This window comes from Roseivirga misakiensis (assembly GCF_001747105.1).
Classification (GTDB): Bacteria; Bacteroidota; Bacteroidia; order Cytophagales; family Cyclobacteriaceae; genus Roseivirga; species Roseivirga misakiensis.
Window position 1 is genome coordinate 2077139 of the sequence record NZ_MDGQ01000005.1, and the last position, 19824, is coordinate 2096962.

21 protein-coding genes are annotated in these 19824 nt (G+C 40.1%); 15 read left to right on the plus strand and 6 right to left on the minus strand.

Annotated elements, in window-relative coordinates:
* The first annotated feature begins 26 nt into the window (after positions 1–26).
* From BFP71_RS16600 to BFP71_RS16645, 10 genes are all read left to right on the plus strand, one after another.
* Positions 27–857 (plus strand): outer membrane protein assembly factor BamD, encoded by an 831-nt coding sequence (locus BFP71_RS16600; RefSeq protein ID WP_088125089.1) that lies wholly within the window; start codon positions 27–29, stop codon positions 855–857.
* Positions 858–859: 2 nt separating this feature from the next.
* Entirely contained in the window at positions 860–1189 is a 330-nt protein-coding gene (locus BFP71_RS16605; RefSeq protein WP_069836544.1) for a DNA-directed RNA polymerase subunit omega, read from the plus strand.
* Between the two features lie 6 nt (positions 1190–1195).
* Positions 1196–2395, plus strand: a complete 1200-nt coding sequence (gene coaBC, locus BFP71_RS16610) for a bifunctional phosphopantothenoylcysteine decarboxylase/phosphopantothenate--cysteine ligase CoaBC (RefSeq protein WP_069836545.1) — start codon at positions 1196–1198, stop codon at positions 2393–2395.
* Positions 2373–3287: a type IX secretion system protein PorD gene (gene porD / locus BFP71_RS16615; protein WP_088125090.1), complete on the plus strand. Its 915-nt coding sequence runs from the start codon at positions 2373–2375 to the stop codon at positions 3285–3287. Before coaBC ends, porD begins: the two co-directional genes overlap by 23 nt.
* A gap of 37 nt (positions 3288–3324) precedes the next feature.
* The gene (recN, locus tag BFP71_RS16620) at positions 3325–4977 is read left to right on the plus strand and encodes a DNA repair protein RecN (protein WP_069836546.1); all 1653 of its coding nucleotides are present in this window, start codon (positions 3325–3327) and stop codon (positions 4975–4977) included.
* Between the two features lie 83 nt (positions 4978–5060).
* A complete protein-coding gene (locus BFP71_RS16625; RefSeq protein WP_069836547.1) occupies positions 5061–6194 on the plus strand; it encodes a carbohydrate porin in 1134 nt (377 codons plus the stop codon).
* A 96-nt stretch (positions 6195–6290) separates the two neighbouring features.
* Entirely contained in the window at positions 6291–7106 is an 816-nt protein-coding gene (locus BFP71_RS16630) for an enoyl-ACP reductase FabI (RefSeq protein ID WP_069836548.1), read from the plus strand.
* Positions 7107–7124: 18 nt separating this feature from the next.
* Positions 7125–7961 (plus strand): 4-(cytidine 5'-diphospho)-2-C-methyl-D-erythritol kinase, encoded by an 837-nt coding sequence (ispE, locus tag BFP71_RS16635; RefSeq protein WP_317040721.1) that lies wholly within the window; start codon positions 7125–7127, stop codon positions 7959–7961.
* A gap of 25 nt (positions 7962–7986) precedes the next feature.
* A complete protein-coding gene (locus BFP71_RS16640) occupies positions 7987–8793 on the plus strand; it encodes a M23 family metallopeptidase (protein WP_069836550.1) in 807 nt (268 codons plus the stop codon).
* 44 nt (positions 8794–8837) lie between these two features.
* Complete coding sequence (locus BFP71_RS16645) at positions 8838–9641, plus strand: M23 family metallopeptidase (protein WP_069836551.1); 804 nt, start codon at positions 8838–8840, stop codon at positions 9639–9641.
* 8 nt (positions 9642–9649) lie between these two features.
* Here the strand turns inward: BFP71_RS16645 and BFP71_RS16650 are convergent, their stop codons facing one another.
* Genes BFP71_RS16650 through tgt form a run of 3 tightly spaced genes read right to left on the minus strand, consistent with a single transcriptional unit; the run spans position 9650 to position 12764 of the window.
* Positions 9650–10555, minus strand: a complete 906-nt coding sequence (locus tag BFP71_RS16650) for a DMT family transporter (protein ID WP_069836552.1) — start codon at positions 10553–10555, stop codon at positions 9650–9652.
* Positions 10555–11634, minus strand: a complete 1080-nt coding sequence (locus BFP71_RS16655; protein WP_069836553.1) for an LptF/LptG family permease — start codon at positions 11632–11634, stop codon at positions 10555–10557. The genes BFP71_RS16650 and BFP71_RS16655 overlap by 1 nt, the downstream gene beginning before the upstream one ends.
* Positions 11634–12764 carry a tRNA guanosine(34) transglycosylase Tgt gene (gene tgt / locus BFP71_RS16660; RefSeq protein WP_069836554.1) on the minus strand — a complete coding sequence of 377 codons (1131 nt, stop codon included), beginning with the start codon at positions 12762–12764 and terminating at the stop codon, positions 11634–11636. The genes BFP71_RS16655 and tgt overlap by 1 nt, the downstream gene beginning before the upstream one ends.
* Positions 12765–12836: 72 nt before the next feature.
* On the opposite strand from tgt, the gene BFP71_RS16665 reads away from it, so the two are divergent.
* From BFP71_RS16665 to rsmG, 3 genes are read left to right on the plus strand one after another with little or no spacing between them, the layout of a single operon-like run.
* Positions 12837–13934 carry a glycosyltransferase gene (locus BFP71_RS16665; protein WP_069836555.1) on the plus strand — a complete coding sequence of 366 codons (1098 nt, stop codon included), beginning with the start codon at positions 12837–12839 and terminating at the stop codon, positions 13932–13934.
* Complete coding sequence (locus BFP71_RS16670; protein WP_069836556.1) at positions 13925–14533, plus strand: RNA polymerase sigma factor; 609 nt, start codon at positions 13925–13927, stop codon at positions 14531–14533. The genes BFP71_RS16665 and BFP71_RS16670 overlap by 10 nt, the downstream gene beginning before the upstream one ends.
* Before the next feature lie 48 nt (positions 14534–14581).
* Positions 14582–15208: a 16S rRNA (guanine(527)-N(7))-methyltransferase RsmG gene (rsmG, locus tag BFP71_RS16675; protein WP_069836557.1), complete on the plus strand. Its 627-nt coding sequence runs from the start codon at positions 14582–14584 to the stop codon at positions 15206–15208.
* Here rsmG and BFP71_RS16680 read toward each other — a convergent pair.
* Both BFP71_RS16680 and BFP71_RS16685 read right to left on the minus strand, forming a co-directional pair.
* On the minus strand, positions 15202–15582 hold the full coding sequence (locus BFP71_RS16680; RefSeq protein WP_069836558.1) for a hypothetical protein: 381 nt from the start codon (positions 15580–15582) through the stop codon (positions 15202–15204). The two genes, rsmG and BFP71_RS16680, sit on opposite strands and share 7 nt — an antisense overlap.
* Positions 15583–15659: 77 nt before the next feature.
* Complete coding sequence (locus BFP71_RS16685) at positions 15660–16892, minus strand: ABC transporter permease (protein ID WP_069836559.1); 1233 nt, start codon at positions 16890–16892, stop codon at positions 15660–15662.
* A 114-nt stretch (positions 16893–17006) separates the two neighbouring features.
* Between BFP71_RS16685 and BFP71_RS16690 the strand changes: the two genes are divergently transcribed.
* Entirely contained in the window at positions 17007–18275 is a 1269-nt protein-coding gene (locus BFP71_RS16690; RefSeq protein ID WP_069836560.1) for an asparagine synthetase B, read from the plus strand.
* 226 nt (positions 18276–18501) lie between these two features.
* Positions 18502–19086: a hypothetical protein gene (locus BFP71_RS16695; RefSeq protein WP_141719789.1), complete on the plus strand. Its 585-nt coding sequence runs from the start codon at positions 18502–18504 to the stop codon at positions 19084–19086.
* An 8-nt stretch (positions 19087–19094) separates the two neighbouring features.
* Here BFP71_RS16695 and miaE read toward each other — a convergent pair whose 3' ends face one another.
* Positions 19095–19700 (minus strand): tRNA-(ms[2]io[6]A)-hydroxylase, encoded by a 606-nt coding sequence (miaE, locus tag BFP71_RS16700; protein ID WP_176723376.1) that lies wholly within the window; start codon positions 19698–19700, stop codon positions 19095–19097.
* Positions 19701–19824: the final 124 nt, after the last annotated feature.

A 19824-nucleotide genomic window follows, 5' to 3' on the forward strand; every position in this document is an offset into this window, starting at 1 on the left:
CGATATACTGGTAACTTTGCACGCTTATGAAAAAAGCCCCTATTCTGTTAGTTTTATGTGCCCTCTTGATTAGCATATCAAGTTGTACAACTCAGATGGCTAAACTGGAGAGGTCAAGCAACTATGCTGAACTCCTAAACGGGGCCATTGCCTTCTACGAAAAAGGGCAATACGTAAAAGCAAAGACGCTTTTCGAGAAAATCCAACCGATTTACCAAGGCACAGAATACGCCGAAAAAATAAGATACTATTGGGCCTACTCTGAGTTCTACTTAGGACTTTACCAATTATCAGCCTATCAGTTTAGCGTTTTTTACAACACCTATGGCAGAAGTCCTTTGGCTGAGGAAGCACAATATATGGAGGCTTATTCGCTATATATGGACTCTCCTGGACCAGACTTAGAACAAACTAGTTCTGAAGAGGCCGTGCTCATGATGCAGAATTTCTTAAATAGGTATCCTGTATCTCAATACTATGAGGAGGCTAACGAAATCATCGATGAGTTACAGGTGAGGTTTGAAACGAAAGCCTACCAAACCGCAAAACTTTATTATCGCCTCAGCACAGGTTTATCTTTTAGGAACTATTTAGAGGCTGCGCTTACGACTTTCCAGACTTTTAAATCAGATTTTCCTGATTCTAAGTATAATGAAGAGTTAATGTACTTGAGCGTTGAAACAAGTTATAAATTGGCAAACAACAGTATTGCCAGACTAAGACAAGAAAGGTTTGAGAAGACCTTAAAATACCATAGAGACTTCGTTGATCGTTTTCCAGTGAGTGAATACTCAGACAAAGTGAATGACTACTATGAGAAGTCCACGAGTGAACTGAATAAATTGAAAACAAATTAATTATGGCAGCTAGTCAATCAATAATTACAAGAGATACAGATAAAATTGGTGATGTTACTGGTAACATCTACCAGTCAATTGCGATTATCTCAAAAAGATCAAAGCAAATTGCAAGCGGTATGAAAGAAGAACTTAATGGCAAGTTAGCTGAGTTTGCTTCTACTGTAGATAACCTAGAGGAAATCTTCGAAAACCGTGAGCAAATTGAGATTTCTAAATTCTACGAGAGAATGCCAAAGCCTACTGCTATGGCTATCGAAGAGTTTATGAATGGTGAGATTTATCATAGATACAAAGAAGCAGAAGAGAAAGAATCTGCCGAAAATAGATAGTCTTTCATGTTGAAAGGAAAGAAAATCCTAGTCGGTGTTACCGGCAGCATAGCAGCCTATAAGGCTGCTTTTTTGGTTCGCTTACTTGTAAAAGAGGAAGCCGAAGTAAAAGTAGTTATTACCAATGCTGCCAAAGAATTCATAACACCACTTACCCTTTCCACACTTTCCAAAAACCCTGTTTACTCAGAATTTACAGATGGTGATCAAGGAGAGTGGAACAATCACGTGGATCTAGGGCTTTGGGCAGATGCCATGCTCATTGCGCCAGCCAGTGCCAATACAATCGGCAAAATGGCTAACGGGTTATGTGATAACCTCCTACTCGCCACTTATCTTTCCGCTCGGTGTCCAGTCTTTTTTGCACCGGCTATGGACTTAGATATGTATCAGCATCCGTCGGTCTTAGCCAACATGAAAAGGCTCGAGACATTTGGGAACATCATCATAGAAGCAGCGTTTGGCGAATTAGCCAGTGGCCTAGTTGGTACTGGTAGAATGGCCGAACCAGAAACACTTGTCGACACACTAAGTGCCCATTTTAGCGGGTCTACAAAAGCCCTTGCTGGCAAAAAGGTAATGATCACGGCAGGACCAACTTACGAGGCGATAGATCCAGTAAGATTTATCGGTAATTACTCCTCTGGAAAAATGGGTTATGAACTAGCTTTGGCCGCCGCTAATGCAGGTGCCGAAGTCAACCTTATTTCTGGCCCCACGCACTTGAGCATTGACCATAACGGTGTTAATAAGGTTTCGGTAAAGTCTGGTCAAGAAATGTTCGACGCCTGTGAGGCCGTTTATGAAAATACTGACATTAGCATTTTCGCTGCTGCTGTCGCTGATTACGCCCCAATTCAAGCGGCCAACGAGAAAATAAAGAAAACGGGTGACCAAATGACTGTCGAATTGGCCAAAACCATTGACATAGCCAAAACCCTAGGTGCTAAAAAGGGCACCAATCAATTTAATGTCGGTTTTGCGCTGGAAACTAACAATGAGCTGGAAAATGCAAAGGGCAAAATCGAGTCGAAGAACTTTAACCTTATCGTTCTGAACTCCTTACAAGACAAGGGTGCTGGTTTTGGGCATGACACAAACAAAATTTCAATCATTGACAAATCCAATAATATTGAGCACTTTGAGTTAAAGACTAAGAAGGAAGTCGCAAAAGATATTATTAATGCCATCATTGCTAAAGTCTAGTTTCACAATTATTGCGGGGTTATTACTTATCCAATCCGCAGTCCGATCACAGGAACTGGATTTTACAGTCAGCATCAATGCTGATATAGTTCAAACAACCGAAAGAGCAATTTTCGATGAAATGCAAACTGCTTTTCAAAGGTTCCTCAACGATAAAAAATGGACTAACGATCGCTTTACCAATAGAGAAAAAATTAAGGGTAATTTAATTCTGACCATCCAAGACCAACCAAGTATTGGAAGGTTTGTGGCTAATGCGCAAATACAAGTGGTTCGGCCGACCTACGGTTCCTCTTACGAGACCATTCTATTTAATTTTGCCGATCGAGATTGGGAATTTCAATTCACAACATCGCAACCTCTAATTTTCAACGAAAACAACTTTTCCAGTAACATTACTTCCCTCCTAGCTTTCTACGCATATATAACTCTGGGGCTCGATTATGATAGTTTTAGCCCATTGGGGGGAACACCACACTATGAAAAGGCTTTACTAATTGTGAACAATGCACAAAATTCGGGTGCGACTGGCTGGGGACAATTTCAAAACCGTAGAAATAGGTATTGGTTAATCGAAAACCTAAGGATTAATAGCCAATACGAACCAGTCCGGCAAGCGCTCTATAATTATCATATCAAAGGTTTAGACTCGTTTTTGCAAACACCAGACGATACTCGCGCCATCATCTTGCAGTCACTAAAGGAAATTCAGGCCGTGAATCGCTTACTGCCAAACGCTATTCTCATCATTGCCTTTTTAGACGCTAAAAACGACGAGATCATCAATATTTTCTCAAAAGGACCATTGGATATCCGTAGAAACGTCTATAATGAACTTCTAAAACTGGACCCCACAAGACGATCAAAGTATCAGAAAATCGTTCAGAATTAGTATTGTACTTGCTTGCTCGAATTGATACTTTTGTTGTATGCTCAAAAGCCTTTCTATAGAGAACTATGCCTTGATCAAGCAACTACACATCACCCCAAATGATGGCTTGAACATGATTACTGGCGAGACTGGCGCTGGTAAATCAATTATGCTCGGCGCAATTGGTTTGTTATTGGGCCAAAGAGCAGATACCAAAGTACTTTTTGATAGTGCGAAGAAATGTATAATTGAGGCAAGCTTTGACATTTCTGCATACCGACTCGTCTCGCTTTTTGAAGAATTCGATATCGATTTTGAGGAAGAGTGTCTCGTGAGACGCGAGATAAACGCTAATGGTAAGTCTAGAGCATTTGTCAATGATTGCTTGACGAATTTGGATTTTTTGAAACGGCTGGGCGCACGACTAATGGACGTACACTCTCAGCATGAAACGCTAAGATTAGCGCAAAAAAGCTACCAATTAGAAGTGATCGATACAGTCGCGCAAAACCACAAAACACTGCAAGAATTCAAGGCACTCTATGCCGATTATCTTGAAAAAGACGGCATTTACAAGAGCTTGATTCAAGAAAGCGACGAAATGCGAAAAGAGGCCGATTATCATCAGTTCCTTTTCGAAGAGTTAGATAAGGCGCAATTGCAAAGCGACGAACAGGAAGCTTTAGAAAGTAAACTGAATAAACTGGAGAATGCTGAAGAAATAAAGTCGCGACTATTTGATGGGCTAAACCTTGCCGATCGGTCTGAAATGAGCATTTTGAATATGCTCAACGAACTTAAAAGCAGTTTAAACCAAATCAGTAGGTACGGCGAAAACTATGAGGCACTAAGGCAACGCATAGATAGTCTTGAAATAGAATTAAAGGACATTGTTTCTGAATTGGAAAACGAGGAAGACGGTGTGGCTTATGACCCTGAGAGAACTCAAGAGGTACAAGAAAGGCTAGATCTTATCTACAAACTATTACAAAAACATCAGGCAGGCACAATCGACGAATTGATCCAAGTTTATGAAGAGTTGGGCAACAAGGTACTTCGAGTGAGCAACTTGGATGAAGCCATTGATGAGGCTCAGAAAGTTGCGGATCGCGCCTATGCATTAGCAGAGGATGTGGCTCAAAAACTTTCGAAAAAGCGTCAATCGACTTTTAACCAATTCGCGAAAGAAACAACACAACTGCTTTCAAGTTTGGGAATGCCCAATTCGACTATATCGCTAAAACATGGTACCACTGAATTGAGTGTCAACGGTATTGATGAAATCGACATTCTATTTTCGGCAAATAAAGGAATCGATCCACAACCGTTGAAGCAAGCAGCTTCAGGTGGTGAGTTTTCTCGTCTTATGTTTTCGATCAAGTATATCCTAGCTGATAAAACTGCCCTACCGACAGTCGTTTTTGATGAGATTGACACAGGAATTTCAGGGGAAATCGCAATTAAAATGGCCGAAATGATGAAAGAAATGGCGAAAAATCATCAGGTCATTACTATTACTCATCTACCTCAAATCGCTGCAAAAGGCGAGGCACATTACTTCGTTTATAAAGACGATTCTTCCAACACGACATCAAGTCAAATCAAACTTTTGAATGAAGAGGAACGCCTTACTGAAATCGCAGAAATGATTGGTGGTAAACAAGCCACGGCCACGGCCATAGATTCCGCCAAGGAACTCATGCGGTCATAAGCCGAATATCTTATTTATTTAGACTTATTCTGTTTTAGCATTTGAAAGCGTCTCATTGGCAGTAGTTTCATAGTTTCAAGGCTATGATAAAAGGGCTTCGGCTTAACGGTTTTTTATTGCTACTCTATCCAATCCTCTTCTTGAGAGTTGCAGAAGCTCAGACTCTGGAGTTTAACAACGCAACTGTCTACCAAACCGAAATTTTATTTCATACATCTAAGAATCCGGGGGATGACTTTCATTTTTTAGGATGGCTTTTGAACAGCTCAGAATTAAGACTGAGCCAAAATCATCGCTTCCAGGTTGACCTTTCTTTGACACATGGACAAGAACCATCGGCGGATATTGTAGGGGATTTACAAACTTTCTCCAATTTGGAAGCTGGATTTTCGTATGGATTTTATGAGGCTTATTATCAGTTTGAACATGATGACTTTTGGATAAAAATTGGTCAACAGGATATCAATACTGACTTTCTAGTAAGCGAAAGCGGAGCACTTTTTACGCATAGTTCCTTTGGTATAGACCCTGTTGCGACCATTAATATGCCAGCACCAACATATCCGGCAACTGCTTTAGCAATAACGAGTCACCTTCAACTAAACGAAAACTTAGGGCTTCTTCTAGGTGTATTCGATGGTCAATTCGCAAATCCCAAAAATGACTTTATCGGTATTAATTGGTCAATCGACAAAAACGATGGGCTGATCTATATCATTGAACCAGAACTCAGTCTTTTTAAGGGTAAGATGAAGCAGAAAATCGGTTACTATCACCATTCGGGCCTATTCACAGACCTTTCGGGCTCTGGGTTAAGGCGTGGTTTAAGCGCCTTTTATTTAGTCACCGACTTGAATATTCTTAAACGTGAAGAAAAAGAAATCAATCTATTTCTTCAATTCGATCGAAGTACAAAAGCAGTTAGCGATTTGAAACATTATTTTGGGTTTGGCTTGAAGTTCAACAATCTGATCCAGTCACGTGAACTCAATGAGCTTGGCATTGGCATAGGTCATGCGGCCCTAAATACGCGCTTTTCATCCGTCTCGACCGAATACGACATTCAAAATGAGACCTTTCTAGAGTTGAATTATAAGCATCAGTTAAAAAAATGGTTAAGCATTCAGCCCTACTTTCAATGGATTAATATTGATAGGATTGCAAGACCGAATGTGGATCCAATCATTCTGGCTTTCAGGGCACACATTGAACTCTAAACCCACAAGAAATTACGTCTACCATATTGAAGACATAAAATTCATCTATCTCAATTCAAATTCTTACTTTTACGGCCTAATTAAGACCAAAGAATCATGTCACATAACCTATTAAAAGGAAAAAGAGGAATTATTTTTGGCGCGTTAGATGAGCGCTCAATTGCTTGGAAAGTTGCGCAGGTTGCAAAAGCTGAAGGAGCAACTTTCACATTGACAAATGCCCCTATTGCTATGAGAATGGGAGCAATTAAAGAATTAGCTGAGGAATGCGGAGCAGAAATCATCCCTGCAGATGCCACGTCAGTAGAAGACCTTGAGAATCTTTTCACAAAATCGATGGAAATACTTGGCGGAAAAATAGACTTCGTCCTCCACTCTATCGGTATGAGCCCTAATGTTAGAAAAGGACGTGATTACGGTGACCTTAACTATGATTGGCTTCAAAAGACTTTGGATGTATCGGCTATTTCTTTCCACAAAGTGATGCAAACTGCCGAAAAGCTAGATGCTATGAATGAGTGGGGATCCATTATGGCCCTCTCCTATATTGCAGCACAACGAACTTTCCCTGATTACTCAGATATGGCACACGCCAAGTCTATGCTTGAATCGATTGCCCGTAGTTACGGTGAAAGATTTGCAAGACTGAAAAACGTTAGAGTAAATACCATTTCGCAATCACCTACTATGACCACGGCTGGTACTGGTGTTGGTGGTTTTGACGTATTCTTCGATTATGCCGATAAAATGTCACCACTAGGCAACGCAAGCGCTTTAGATTGTGCAAACTACACTGTGATGTTCTTCTCAGACTTCACTAGAATGGTAACTATGCAAAACTTAATGCATGACGGTGGTTTCTCTTCTTCAGGAATTACTGATGCGCTAATTGATCAGTTGAAAAAAGACTAGAAGTTAAAGGTGGTTCTCGTGAAAACGGGAATCACTTTTTTTAATATGATATCCTTCCCAAACGCTAAAATCAATTTAGGCCTTCAGATTACAGAACGGCTGCCTAATGGATATCATTCGATTAGCACCTGCCTTTATCCCATCCCCGTTACGGATGCTTTAGAAGCCATACCCAGCAAGAAAACAGTCTTCGCTTCATCGGGAGTTAATATCCCTGGAAACGAGAAAGACAATTTAGTACTTCGTGCCTATAAACTCCTCAAAAAGGACTATCAGTTACCTGAGTTAAACATTCACCTCTTAAAGCAGATACCGCTGGGTGCAGGATTAGGTGGTGGGTCATCCGATGCGGCTTTTATGCTAAAAATGCTCAATGATGAGTTTCAACTTTTTCTAGATGACTCACTATTGGAATATTATGCTGAGCAATTAGGAAGTGACTGCCCGTTCTTTATCCGCAATAAACCTGCTATCGGTACTGGAACAGGGACTGTTTTAGAACCCATTGAGATAGACCTTTCTGGATTCTATTTACAGATTATCAACCCCGGAATACATGTCTCAACGAAGGCCGCTTATGCTGGTGTAAATCCAAAACCAGCCGCTTTCAACCTGCAAGAGACACTACTCAGTAAGGACTTCGACCTGTGGAAGTCTGATCTCCAGAATGACTTTGAGGCATCAGTATTTGAACAACATCCGTCTCTCAAAACACTTAAAAATACGCTATATGAGTCTGGTGCACTATACGCAGCCATGAGTGGCTCAGGTTCTACCATGTTTGGAATATTTGATTCCAAACCGCAACCAATTGATAATTCCACATTTAGTTTTCAAGAAACAGTAGTACTTTAGAATAAGTACATCCAGTTTTTCAACTATGCGTTTATTCTCAAGAGATCAAATCACCCTTGGATGTATCATTGGCTTATTCATTTTATCAGGGCCAAAAGCATTGGCATGGCAAGATGACATCTCCTTTGAAGCGCGAAGTCAAGGTGATACAATGCGGGTTTTTATTACTAATCCAAAACCTTACAAACAAACAGTTAGCCTCAAGTTACAATACTCAAAAATGACGCTAGTCGGGCAGATTAATTCATATCTAGTTATTCCGCCTAATACTATTGATTTTGTTGCTGCCAAGTTTTTCATGAATGATCGTGCGGCAGCCACTATCAATTGGCAGGGCTCTCAATACTTTATGGGCGACATTTTTGCTAAGCATGACGACACCTATATCTATACCATACCTTATCGAAAAGGAGCATCATTCACCATCAGCAAATCCGAACAAGTTGAAAATCAGGTTTTGAGAATAGCGATGCCCGAAGACACAGAGATTAGAGCTGGGCGAGATGGCCTAGTCTTATTAGTGCGTAGCGACTCGGAAACTGGTTGTGCAGTGGTTGATTGTGCCAAATTCGCCAATTATATCGTCATAGAGCATAAGGACGGGACTATGGCGGTTTACAGTCATTTGAGAAAAGATGGCGTAACCGTGAAACCAGGCGATCAGGTTAAAGCTGGAGACACTATTGGGTTTAGTGGCAATACCGGATGGACAAGTACACCACAATTGAGATTCGAGGTGCTAAAGGGTAATGAAACAATTCAAACAAAATTCCGATTAAGTAAAAAAGCGACTGGTTATCTAGAGCATGGTGTAAAATACAAGTCTAGATAGTGTCGGTTAAGTGAAATAAACCATCGGTAAATCGTTTCTTCTACATGATCAGAGTCTTTTTCTTACTTACGTTGGTACCAGGCTTCTGCCTCGGACAAACAGATGCACTCAGAATTTATGAGGAAAGAGAAGATCGCTTAATTTCCGTTTTTGCTGACAATAATGCCCTTACTCCACATACCATCGTGATCGAGGTAGAATCAAAAGGGTTAAAATCTGTCAAGCCATTACCCGATAACATTGTGATATCAGGCCAAAAGAAACGCCAGTTACTCGCCCAGTTTATTATTCCTGAAAATAGAGGTTGGACTTTTTCATACAAATTTGAGTACATGGAAGGTGATGTGAACGCCAAACATGACGACGATTTTGTCTATCAATTACCATTTGAAAAAGGAAAGTCTTTTAGAATGACACAAGGGTATAACGGACGATTTACCCATCAGGGAGTAAACGCATTAGATTTCACTATGCCCGAGGGCGAAACTGTAGTAGCGGCGAGAGAGGGTCTAGTGGTGCAAATAAGAGAAGACTCCAATCGAGGTTGTGCTTCCGACCGCTGCATACAAGACAGTAATTTTGTGAGAATACTGCACAGCGATGGCACCATGGCGGAGTATCATCATCTACAAAAAAACGGGGCCTTAGTCTCTACAGGAGATGTTGTTAAAAAGGGACAGGCTATTGCTAAAAGCGGTGCCACAGGGTTTGTTTCTGGACCTCATTTACACTTTTTGGTCTTCAAGACGGACGGAAAAAAACAGATAGATTTTAAAACTAGGTTTGAGTTTTCTAAGGGACGAATTGGATTCTTGAAAACTGGCGAACGCTACACGGCCTTCGACTAAGAAGCTCTTTATTTGATTGCCGAGGCTTTCTTTCGTTGCCTTCTTCTAATAACAGGGTAAGAGAAAACTGCTCCAATGATGATCAAAGTACCGTAGTAAAAACCATTACTCATCTGTTCCTTCTCTCCATAAATTAACAAAGCCATCAGGATACCATAAACTGGCTCCAAATTGATTGTTAAGTTCACAGCGAAGGCTGATATCCTCTTCATTAACTCCACAGAAGCAGAAAAGGCGTATACCGTACAAACTACGGATAGTATTACAATCAGTCCCCAATCTTTTAAATTAGGAATAGCGTATTCGGCAGCAGTATCCAGGAAATAAGACTTATAAATTGGGATAAAAAGGGCAATGGCTAAACAAGCTGCCAGCATTTCATAAAACGTAATACCATATTCTGAATACTTCTTAGCAAACCCAGCATTCAGTACTGAAAACAGCGCCGCCAAGAAAGCTGACAACACAGCAAGAGTAAGCCCGAGCGCATTATCAAATTCAAACCGAAAGATTATATACAACCCTCCTATCACTACCAATCCGAGTAAGACTTCGACTGGCTTAACCGACTTTCGGGTGACGATCGGTTCGATAAGACTTGTCCAAAAAGTGGCCGTCGCCATACCTGCAAGAGAAACTGAAATATTGGCCACTCTGGCAGACTCGAAGAAAAGAAACCAGTGCATGGCGATCACCAAACCTGTTAAACTCATTTTAAGAATGGCTTTACCATCAAATTGAAAACTCAATTTCTTTATGACCATAAACCCAGCGATTACGATGGCCGCCATACCCGTTCTATATAACACAACGTCTGCCGCTGAAATACTCATCTCCTTTCCGATGATAGCAGTGAATCCCCATAGAAATACTATGAAATGGAGTTTAGCAAAGTCTTTTAAAGAGGCGTTCATTATTTAGGAACAAAACGATAGAGAAGAGCCCCCAAAATCGAAAAAGCGAAGTTTGGCAGCCATATAGCAACAATAGGGTTCATTGAGCCAGTTTCTGCATTACTCTTAGCCGCAATAAAGAGAATGATATAAATAAACGCGATAAAGAAACCCAGCGCAATTTGAAAGCCCACACCTCCACGTGTTTTGCGAGAGGAAAGAATTACCCCGATAAACGTTAAGATAATGGCCGTAAAGGCAGACATATACCGTACTAACTTCTCAATTTCATAGATGGCGATATTATCGGCTCCCTTCATTTTTAGCTCGTCGATATAATCGTCCAATTCATTAATCGTTAAAGTTTGCTCCAGACTTTTCGTATTACCGAAATCGGCGGGTGTCATGTTGATTTTTATCAACGTATCCCGAAGATTTTCATAGTTATATTGTTCAGAATTTGATTCAAAAGAACGCAAACTCCACTTGCTCAAACGCCAGCCTAACTCTGTAGTATCCCATTTGGCTTCACGTGCCGATAGCTTCCACAGAACCTCCTTTTCCTGAATTTCTTCCAACGTAAATCGAAATGCTACGTCATCCTGACTATTGTAGGAAGATACATACGCATATTTAGTCGGTGACACCTTCAAATGGACATCCCTTTCACTGTAATTGAATTCTTTGTCAAAATATCTGATCTCAAAAGCTACTCTAAATTTATTGGCGTTGGGTATTACCCAACCAGTCAAGAAAAAGCTAACGATGGCGATGATCACAGAACCAAAAAAGAACGGCCTGAGCATTCTAGGGTAACTCACTCCTCCACTAAGGATCGCAATGATTTCAGTATGACTGGCGAGTTTGGAGGTCACAAATACTGTCGCGATAAAAACGGTTATCGGTGTAATTAGGTTGGCAATATATGGCGCGTAGGAAAGGAAATACCTCAGTATAAGACTTGGTGGTACATCGTTCTTTATAAAGCTTTCGTTTCTTTCAGAGTAGGTAATGATCAATACAATCGCTACAAGAATAGCCACCACGAACACAAATGTGGTCAAGAACTTCTTGAGAATATATCGATCTAGAATATTCATTAAAGTCTAGTCGTAAGCTTTTTAACCATGACGTTTTTCCAATCAATAAACGTGCCTTGTTCAATATGTTTTCGGGCCTCGTCTACCAACCACAAATAAAAAGCAAGATTATGAATACTGGCTATTTGAGCGCCTAAATACTCTTTACTATGAGTTAAGTGTCTCAAATAAGCTTTGCTATAGAAGGTATCGACATATCCACCTAAAGCTTCATCAATAGGAGAATAATCCTTTTTCCATTTCTCATTCTTAATGTTGATGATCCCCTCTGATGTAAACAATAAACCATGTCGTGCATTCCTCGTCGGCATAACGCAGTCAAACATATCGACGCCAAGCGCTATGCATTCCAAAATATTTTCTGGCGTGCCAACGCCCATAAGATATCTGGGCTTGTCTTTTGGCAGAATATTGCAGACAATTTCAGTATGCTCGTACATCATTTCCGCTGGTTCTCCTACAGAAAGACCTCCTATGGCATTTCCCTCTCTACCAAACGAAGCAATTGTCTCGGCAGACTTTTCTCGCAAGTCTTTGTAGGTACTCCCTTGAACGATTGGAAAAAGTGTTTGACTATAACCATACTTACTTGATGTAGCATCAAATCGATCGCAACACCTTTTCAGCCATCTATGGGTCATTTCCATGGATTCTCTTGCATAACCATATTCGCAAGGATATGGCGTACACTCATCAAAAGCCATGATGATATCTGCACCTATCGTTCTTTGGATGTCAATGGCATATTCTGGGGTGAATGTATGTTTGGAGCCATCGATGTGAGATTTAAAAGTGACCCCCTCTTCTTTGATCTTTCGTGTATTGGCCAATGAATAAACTTGGTACCCGCCTGAATCGGTAAGCATTGGCCTATCCCAACCGTTAAATTTATGTAGGCCACCAGCTCCTTCAATTACATCCAGCCCAGGCCTTAAATAAAGATGATAAGTGTTGCCTAAAATGATCTGAGCAGCTACATCTTCTTTTAGCTCTCTTTGATGGACCGCTTTAACAGTTCCAGCTGTCCCCACAGGCATGAAAATGGGTGTTTTAATCTCCCCATGGTCGGTTGAAATGACCCCCGATCTGGCTTTCGAACCGCTATCTTCTGCTACTAACTTAAAGTCCATTCTCACTATTTGATCGCACAAAAATAGCAGTATTGGTCAATTCTTATTTCTTTGAAACTTATTCTTTCCAGAATGACCACCCTGTTATTGATCATTTTCATTTCATTACTCCTTATTCAGGTCTATTTTTTCGTTCGATTTGATTGGGCGATAAAGTCAAACAACAAAGATGCTGGTGATCACAAGCCATCAGTCTCTGTAATTGTAGCTGCCAGAAATGAAGCCGAAAACCTGCCTAAACTTCTGGAACTTCTAGTTAAGCAAGACCACCCAGAATTTGAAATCATTATCATAAATGATCGATCAAATGACGATACGAAGCTCATTGTCGAGTCATATAGCGCTGTTATTGAAAAGGTAAGACTGATTAATATTGAGGAACTTCCTTCTCATTGGACGGGTAAAAAACATGCAATTTATCAAGGAATACAAAAGGCTAGAAATGAGATTTTACTTTTCACAGATGCCGATTGCCTACCTTACTCGAATCGATGGATAAGCCATATGAGTGGACCTTTTTCGAAAGGTGTAGATATCGTACTTGGGCTTTCACCTTACCAAAAACGTAAAGGTTTTCTAAACCAGTTTATTCAATTCGAAACTTTATTCGTAGCACTGCAGTACGTTGGCTTTACCAAACTTGGAAATCCATATATGGGTATCGGAAGAAATATGGCCGTTAGAAAAGCGAAATACAATCTAGCATGGCTCGAATCCAACGCTCATCTAGAAGGTGGAGACGATGACTTAATCGTCAACAAACTAGCGAGGAAAGGAAATACGGCCGTAGTCACTCAAAAAGAGGGTCAAACCTGTTCGATTCCAGAAACTAAGTGGTCGGCATATTTCAAACAAAAAACCAGACACTTATCCGCTGGTCAGTACTATCAGAAAAAAGATAGAACGCTTTTGGCTGTTTTTACGTTATCAATCCTATTTGGGTGGTTATTATTTCTCTCGTTATTGGTAAGTGCTATTAACCCGTATTTCATTTTGACTGCATTCACGCTCAGGAGCTTGTCATTTTATATTATCTTTGCGCGCATTGGTCGAAAATTCGGATCTCCTGTGAACTTATGGGCTATCCCGTTGTTAGACTTATGTTACAGCATTTATTATCCTATTACGGGTTTAAAAGCGTTGTTAACTAAAAATATTCAATGGAAGTAGGAAAGCAGTTTTCAGATAAAGCACTTGAGGATTTCAGACTCATAGACTTAGCAGTCTCTGGTCAAAATCAACAGGCCTTTGCTGATTTAATGCAGCGCTATAAAAAGCCTGTATATCATATGATTCTTAAGATGATTAGGAATGTAGATGATGCTGAAGACCTTACCATAGAAGCCTTTGCCAAGGCTTTTAAAAACCTCCACAAATTCAAAAAAGACTTTACGTTCAGTACTTGGTTGTTCAGGATAGCTACCAATAACACCATTGATTTTATTCGTAAAAAGCGGTTAGACACCATGAGTCTAGACACCTCTTATAAAGATGATAATGGTGACTCTGTATCTATCGACGTACAGGATAGAAATTTAAATCCACAAGAAGAGGCAATCAAGGCACAGAAAATCGAATTGGTTAGAATGTTTGTGACAAAGCTGCCAGCGAAATATCAGCGTTTAGTGAAACTTCGCTATTTCGATGAGTTAAGTTATGATGAGATTGCAAAAGAATTAGGTGCCCCACTTGGTACTGTTAAAGCGCAGCTTCATCGCGCACGCGAACTCATGTATGATCTCGTAAAAAGTAAAAAGGATCATATTTAAGCATCAGTTAATTCCTGCTGATAAATCATTTTTTAGATCATAACCGATATGGCGCTTATCCAAAAGTATTTCCCTGAATTAAGCCCAAAACAGTTAGAGCAGTTTTCAAGATTGCCGGAACTTTACGCACATTGGAATAATCAAATCAATGTAGTGTCAAGAAAAGACATTGAAAATATAGATGAACGCCACATCCTCCACTCTTTGGCTATTGCCAAAGTTACCTCCTTTAAAAAAGGTACGACGCTATTAGACGTTGGCACAGGCGGAGGTTTTCCAGGTATTCCTTTAGCGATTCTCTTTCCTGATTGCGAATTCCATCTAATTGATTCGATCGGTAAGAAAATCAAAGTTGTAAATGCCATTGCAGAAGCATTAGGCCTAGAAAATGTAAAAGCTGAACATTGTAGAGCCGAAAAGGTCAAAGAATCCTATGACTTCGTGATTAGTCGTGCGGTTACTCGACTAGGCAGATTTTATCCTTGGGTGAGAAAGAATTTCAACCAAAGATCAAAGCACAAGGTGAAAAATGGCATTCTCTACTTAAAAGGTGGAGATTTGATGGAAGAATTAAGCGAGTCTCGTTTAAAGAAAATAGCCACTTATAAATTAAGTGACTATTTCGAAGAGGAATTTTTTGAGACCAAGAAGGTCATACATGTTCCTGCTCAATAATCTAATTCTTCAGGTTTTTTCGCTGTAAAAATCAAAATACAGTAGATACCTAGAAGTGTTCCGAACGGAAAATTCAATAAGCTTATCACCCCATAAATTAAGCCTGGTATATTAGCCCATTTTTTTTGAGTCAGTAGCCCTACTCCAATAATCAGTCGAGGAACGAAAAATAGTAGCACTACACCCCACAGAATTGAGCTGATGATATCAAATACCCACAAGATATCTGGATCGAAATCGTCCTCTTTCATGGCCATATTGAGAATAAAGTCCATGAATTGATCGTAAAAGGCGAACATCAAAAGCCAGAAGGCACTGAATACGATAAAAATTATACCTATTACTTTTTTGTGTACGGGGTCGTTGAATTTCATCACTAAAGCGTTATATGTCCCCCAAGATAAAAAAAGTCTCTACAAGTAGAGACTTTTTGATCAGCAGTATAAACCGCTTATTCAAATCTTAACGACTCAATTGGGTCGAGGCTTGCTGCTCTTTTCGCTGGAATATAACCAGATACAATCCCCACGATGATACAGATTACCAATCCGACAGTAATCCAAACCCATGGGATAACGAATGCTCCCCCAAGGAAATTGGCGATAACATTCCCGACTATAATTCCCAAAATCGCTCCAACTATACCTCCCATTTGGCAGATCACGATGGCTTCTATCAAAAATTGCTGTAGAATTCTTTTAGGAGTAGCCCCTAAAGCTTTACGGACGCCTATCTCTCTAGTTCTTTCAGTCACCGTAACCATCATAATGTTCATCAGGCCAATTGCCGCACCAAGAAGTGTAACAGCCCCAATTCCAAAACCAGCCCATCGCATACCATTCGTAATATCATCCAGCGCCTCAGTCACAGAATCACTTCTTTCCAATTCGAAAGAGTCTTCTTGGCCGATCTCATCGCCTCTTACCTTGCGCATGAACCCAGTAGCTTCACCCATGGCGTAATCAATGTTTTCAGGGTTAGCAATCATGGTTGTAATATTAAACCTCATGCTACCTCTCCTATCTAAACGCTTAGCATTCAGCAGTGGAATGATAATATTTCTATCTTCTTCGGTGTCACCGCCAAAACCACCTTTTTCCTCCAACACACCAATGATTCGGTAATTGTTACCGTAAAATTTCACTGTTTTATTAATTGGATCTTCGTTCTTTTCAAATAATGACTTCACGACTTCTGTACCAAGTATACAGACATAGTTACCGTACTGAATCTCTAAGGAAGAGAAGTTTCGGCCTTTTTCAATATCAATACCTTTAATAGTAAAGTAGTTCTCATCGCCACCAGTGATGGAGATATTCGGGTTAGTTTTCTTTTTCTCGTATTTGATCTCAGCCGAACCACTTGCCCTTGTATAAACAGTAGTGGTTGATGGGTAGTCGAAATCCTCTTTAAAGCGCATCGCTTCATCGAAACGGATCGGCTCATAGGCTCTCGCCTTACGTCCATTTCTGTTACCACGTACGAACTTCGAGTTTACGTCGAAACTATTGGCTCCAAGGTTTGATAAACTGGAGTCTATTTCGCTCTTAATTCCATCAACAGCTGTCAGCATACCAACAAGTGATGTAATACCAATGGCAATAATTAGCCCGGTAAGCACCGTTCTTAAGACGTTACCTTTTATTGAATTTATACCTTCGCTAATATTCTGTCCTAAATTCATTGATCAAAGTTAGTTTTTGCTTGTTACAAATGTATCAGACCGTTGGTCAGACTTTAATAACAAATATGTAAATTAAACGATTCCACACTTAAACGGTTCAAAACCCTGTTCGTCATGAAAAGAATTCTCGTACTTCTTGTTTTAACCACTATCGGGCTGCAAGGTTACGCAAATAAAATTCTCGTCCCTATGGATGAGAATCAATCCAATCACTTGAAAGCATACGGTGTAGCTTACTGGGTTTTAAATCAAGACGAACCAATTGACTGGATGTTAAATTATAGAGGTGGAAGTTTTTTATTACCTGGCAGAACGGGTATTGAAAATGAATTAATCATACGTGGAGTATCCTACGAAATGATCTCTGATGCAGACGCTGCACGCTTCTCAAAAGAGCTTTCATCGCCGTCGACTAACATGGACATGATGCGGTTAGAGAAGGTACCGAAAATAGCTGTTTACTCGCCAAAAAGTAAGATGCCTTGGGATGACGCCGTAACGCTCGCTTTGACCTATGCCGAAATCCCTTATGATGTAGTCTACGATGATGAGCTCATTGCCGATGAACTATCTACCTACGACTGGCTCCATCTTCATCACGAAGATTTTACAGGCCAATACGGAAAGTTTTATGCGACTTTTAGAAACTATAGTTGGTATATAAAGCAACAAAAAGATTACGAAGCCATGGCGAGCAAACATGGTTTCAAGAAAGTATCTCAACTGAAATTAGCCATTGCCAAGAAGATTCAGACTTTCGTGGCGGGTGGCGGTTTTCTATTTGCCATGTGTTCCGCTACAGATAGTTTTGATATTGCGCTGGCTGCCGATGGCGCTGATTTTATAGAAGGCATGTTTGATGGTGATCCTGCTGACCCTTCTGCCGAGAGTAAATTCGATTTTTCAAAAACACTGGCTTTCGAAAACTTCAGGCTAAGAAAAGACCCGATGGAATACGAATTCTCTGATATCGACAATACTGAATCTAGAAGGCAAAGGGCACTAAACGAAGGCAACGACTACTTTAAACTGTTTCAGTTTTCAGCGAAATGGGATCCAATCCCGACCATGTTAACGCAAAACCATATCAATTTGGTCAAAGGATTTTATGGTCAAACAACCTCCTTTAAAAAGCGCGTGGTTAAGCCAGATGTGGTTGTAATGGGTGAAACGCTTTCGGCTAATGAGGCCAAGTACATACACGGAGTTTTTGGTAAGGGGTTTTGGACCTTTTATGGAGGTCACGATCCGGAAGATTACCAACATAGAGTGGGTGAAGAACCAACTGATTTGAACCTCTTTCCCAACTCGCCAGGCTATAGGTTAATTTTGAACAACATTCTCTTTCCAGCAGCAAAGAAGAAAAAACGTAAGACGGAGTAAAGCCATAAGGCTTTCTAATACTACTATAGATTGAATTCTTTATTGGTAAGTCAACTTTTATGTATAACCTGCGGTGACACCTACTCAATAAAGTGATACATAAAATACTTCTTCCTATTCGACAACAAATTGACTCTTTCCAGTTGTCAAGCATGAAGAAGCTTTTTCAATTGATAATGAGACCTATAAAACTGATAAAAAACACATACTCAATTAAAGTGACACCATGAATCTAAAATCCACTTCTACTGCCTACCAAGCTTGTTCATTTGTTCTCATATCTCTTTTACTTATGTCCTGCCCTAGTGATAATTCAGAAAACGTTCCAGAGCCCGATCCGGAGCCTGCCACAAACCAATTGGTTTGGGACGGGACATTATACGACCTTAGTACTGGGTTATATTCAGATTTTGGTGCCTTAAACACAGGTTATGATGTCCAAATCGTTCTAACAGATGCTACTTTAGAGAGAATTGATGATGGTTTCCAAGCCGACGAGAACGGAATTGGTCATTTAATTGGTTTCGACTTATCGTCGAGTGATGCTGAGGAATTAATTCTTGGTGAATACACAATATCGAGCACCCCTATTACAGGTCAATCGACCTTTTCGGCAGATTGGTTGGTAGATCAGGACGGGAATCGTCTGGTTGAAGACTCTGAAGATTTAGATGTTTCTGCGACAAGCGGCACAATCACCCTCTCTGGTTCTGGTACGAACCTGAACATCACATTTGATTTACAATTTGGTCAAAAAACACTTAAAGGGAATTTCAATCGAGCTTTCACATACAACGATCAAAGAGATTGAACCAATTACTAGTGCATTCTATCACCTCGAACATCTAAAGATTGGATGATCTTGGCTTCTTCATGTAAGAACTCTTTCCAGCGGTTTTGAACATATTCTTCAGGCATATATGTCTTGGCCAGACTAATAAAGTTCTTGTAGTGGCCTGCTTCTGAGACCATTAGCTCATAGTAGAACTTTTGAAGTTCCTCATCTTTGACTCCTTTGTGCAGAATCTTAAAACGTTCGCAGCTCCTAGCTTCTATTAGAGCGTTAAGCAATAGTTTTTCTACTAGCTGCGCCTCTCTACTCCCACCCTTTTTCAGGATCCCTTGTATAGCCAATACATATTCGTCTTTCCTCATTTTTCCTAACGAAAAACCACGCTTTCTTAAGTGGGTTACAACTCGCTCAAAATGACTCCATTCCTCTGCCACTACCTCAGTCATCATACTCACTAGCTCCTCTTTTTCAGGAAATTGTACAATCAATGAAATGCAAGAAGTAGCCGCTTTTTGTTCACAATAAGCATGATCTACAAGGATATCCTCAATGTTCATGTTGGCTACATCTACCCACCTAGGATCAGTTGGAAGCTGTAATCCGAGCACATTATTATCAAAATTGGTTTTCATAACTTAGTATAGACAAGAGCAAGAAATTTGAGCATTTAAATAATATTTCCCAAAGAGAACAATACCTTTGAAGTTCATTATTAGAAAATCAATTGATCATTTTTTTGAAAGGTTCAATATCATT

What these genes read in the sequence shown, in the direction of transcription:
- BFP71_RS16685 (WP_069836559.1), bottom strand. Translation starts at nt 16,892, where the DNA reads ATGAATTTAGGACAGAATATTAGCGAAGGTATAAATTCAATAAAAGGT.
- BFP71_RS16640 (WP_069836550.1), top strand. Translation starts at nt 7,987, where the DNA reads ATGCGTTTATTCTCAAGAGATCAAATCACCCTTGGATGTATCATTGGC.
- recN (WP_069836546.1), top strand. Translation starts at nt 3,325, where the DNA reads ATGCTCAAAAGCCTTTCTATAGAGAACTATGCCTTGATCAAGCAACTA.
- BFP71_RS16645 (WP_069836551.1), top strand. Translation starts at nt 8,838, where the DNA reads ATGATCAGAGTCTTTTTCTTACTTACGTTGGTACCAGGCTTCTGCCTC.
- BFP71_RS16600 (WP_088125089.1), top strand. Translation starts at nt 27, where the DNA reads ATGAAAAAAGCCCCTATTCTGTTAGTTTTATGTGCCCTCTTGATTAGC.
- BFP71_RS16625 (WP_069836547.1), top strand. Translation starts at nt 5,061, where the DNA reads ATGATAAAAGGGCTTCGGCTTAACGGTTTTTTATTGCTACTCTATCCA.
- BFP71_RS16665 (WP_069836555.1), top strand. Translation starts at nt 12,837, where the DNA reads ATGACCACCCTGTTATTGATCATTTTCATTTCATTACTCCTTATTCAG.
- BFP71_RS16680 (WP_069836558.1), bottom strand. Translation starts at nt 15,582, where the DNA reads ATGAAATTCAACGACCCCGTACACAAAAAAGTAATAGGTATAATTTTT.
- rsmG (WP_069836557.1), top strand. Translation starts at nt 14,582, where the DNA reads ATGGCGCTTATCCAAAAGTATTTCCCTGAATTAAGCCCAAAACAGTTA.
- BFP71_RS16695 (WP_141719789.1), top strand. Translation starts at nt 18,502, where the DNA reads ATGAATCTAAAATCCACTTCTACTGCCTACCAAGCTTGTTCATTTGTT.
- coaBC (WP_069836545.1), top strand. Translation starts at nt 1,196, where the DNA reads ATGTTGAAAGGAAAGAAAATCCTAGTCGGTGTTACCGGCAGCATAGCA.
- tgt (WP_069836554.1), bottom strand. Translation starts at nt 12,764, where the DNA reads ATGGACTTTAAGTTAGTAGCAGAAGATAGCGGTTCGAAAGCCAGATCG.
- BFP71_RS16690 (WP_069836560.1), top strand. Translation starts at nt 17,007, where the DNA reads ATGAAAAGAATTCTCGTACTTCTTGTTTTAACCACTATCGGGCTGCAA.
- BFP71_RS16650 (WP_069836552.1), bottom strand. Translation starts at nt 10,555, where the DNA reads ATGAACGCCTCTTTAAAAGACTTTGCTAAACTCCATTTCATAGTATTT.
- BFP71_RS16630 (WP_069836548.1), top strand. Translation starts at nt 6,291, where the DNA reads ATGTCACATAACCTATTAAAAGGAAAAAGAGGAATTATTTTTGGCGCG.
- BFP71_RS16670 (WP_069836556.1), top strand. Translation starts at nt 13,925, where the DNA reads ATGGAAGTAGGAAAGCAGTTTTCAGATAAAGCACTTGAGGATTTCAGA.
- BFP71_RS16655 (WP_069836553.1), bottom strand. Translation starts at nt 11,634, where the DNA reads ATGAATATTCTAGATCGATATATTCTCAAGAAGTTCTTGACCACATTT.
- miaE (WP_176723376.1), bottom strand. Translation starts at nt 19,700, where the DNA reads ATGAAAACCAATTTTGATAATAATGTGCTCGGATTACAGCTTCCAACT.
- porD (WP_088125090.1), top strand. Translation starts at nt 2,373, where the DNA reads ATGCCATCATTGCTAAAGTCTAGTTTCACAATTATTGCGGGGTTATTA.
- BFP71_RS16605 (WP_069836544.1), top strand. Translation starts at nt 860, where the DNA reads ATGGCAGCTAGTCAATCAATAATTACAAGAGATACAGATAAAATTGGT.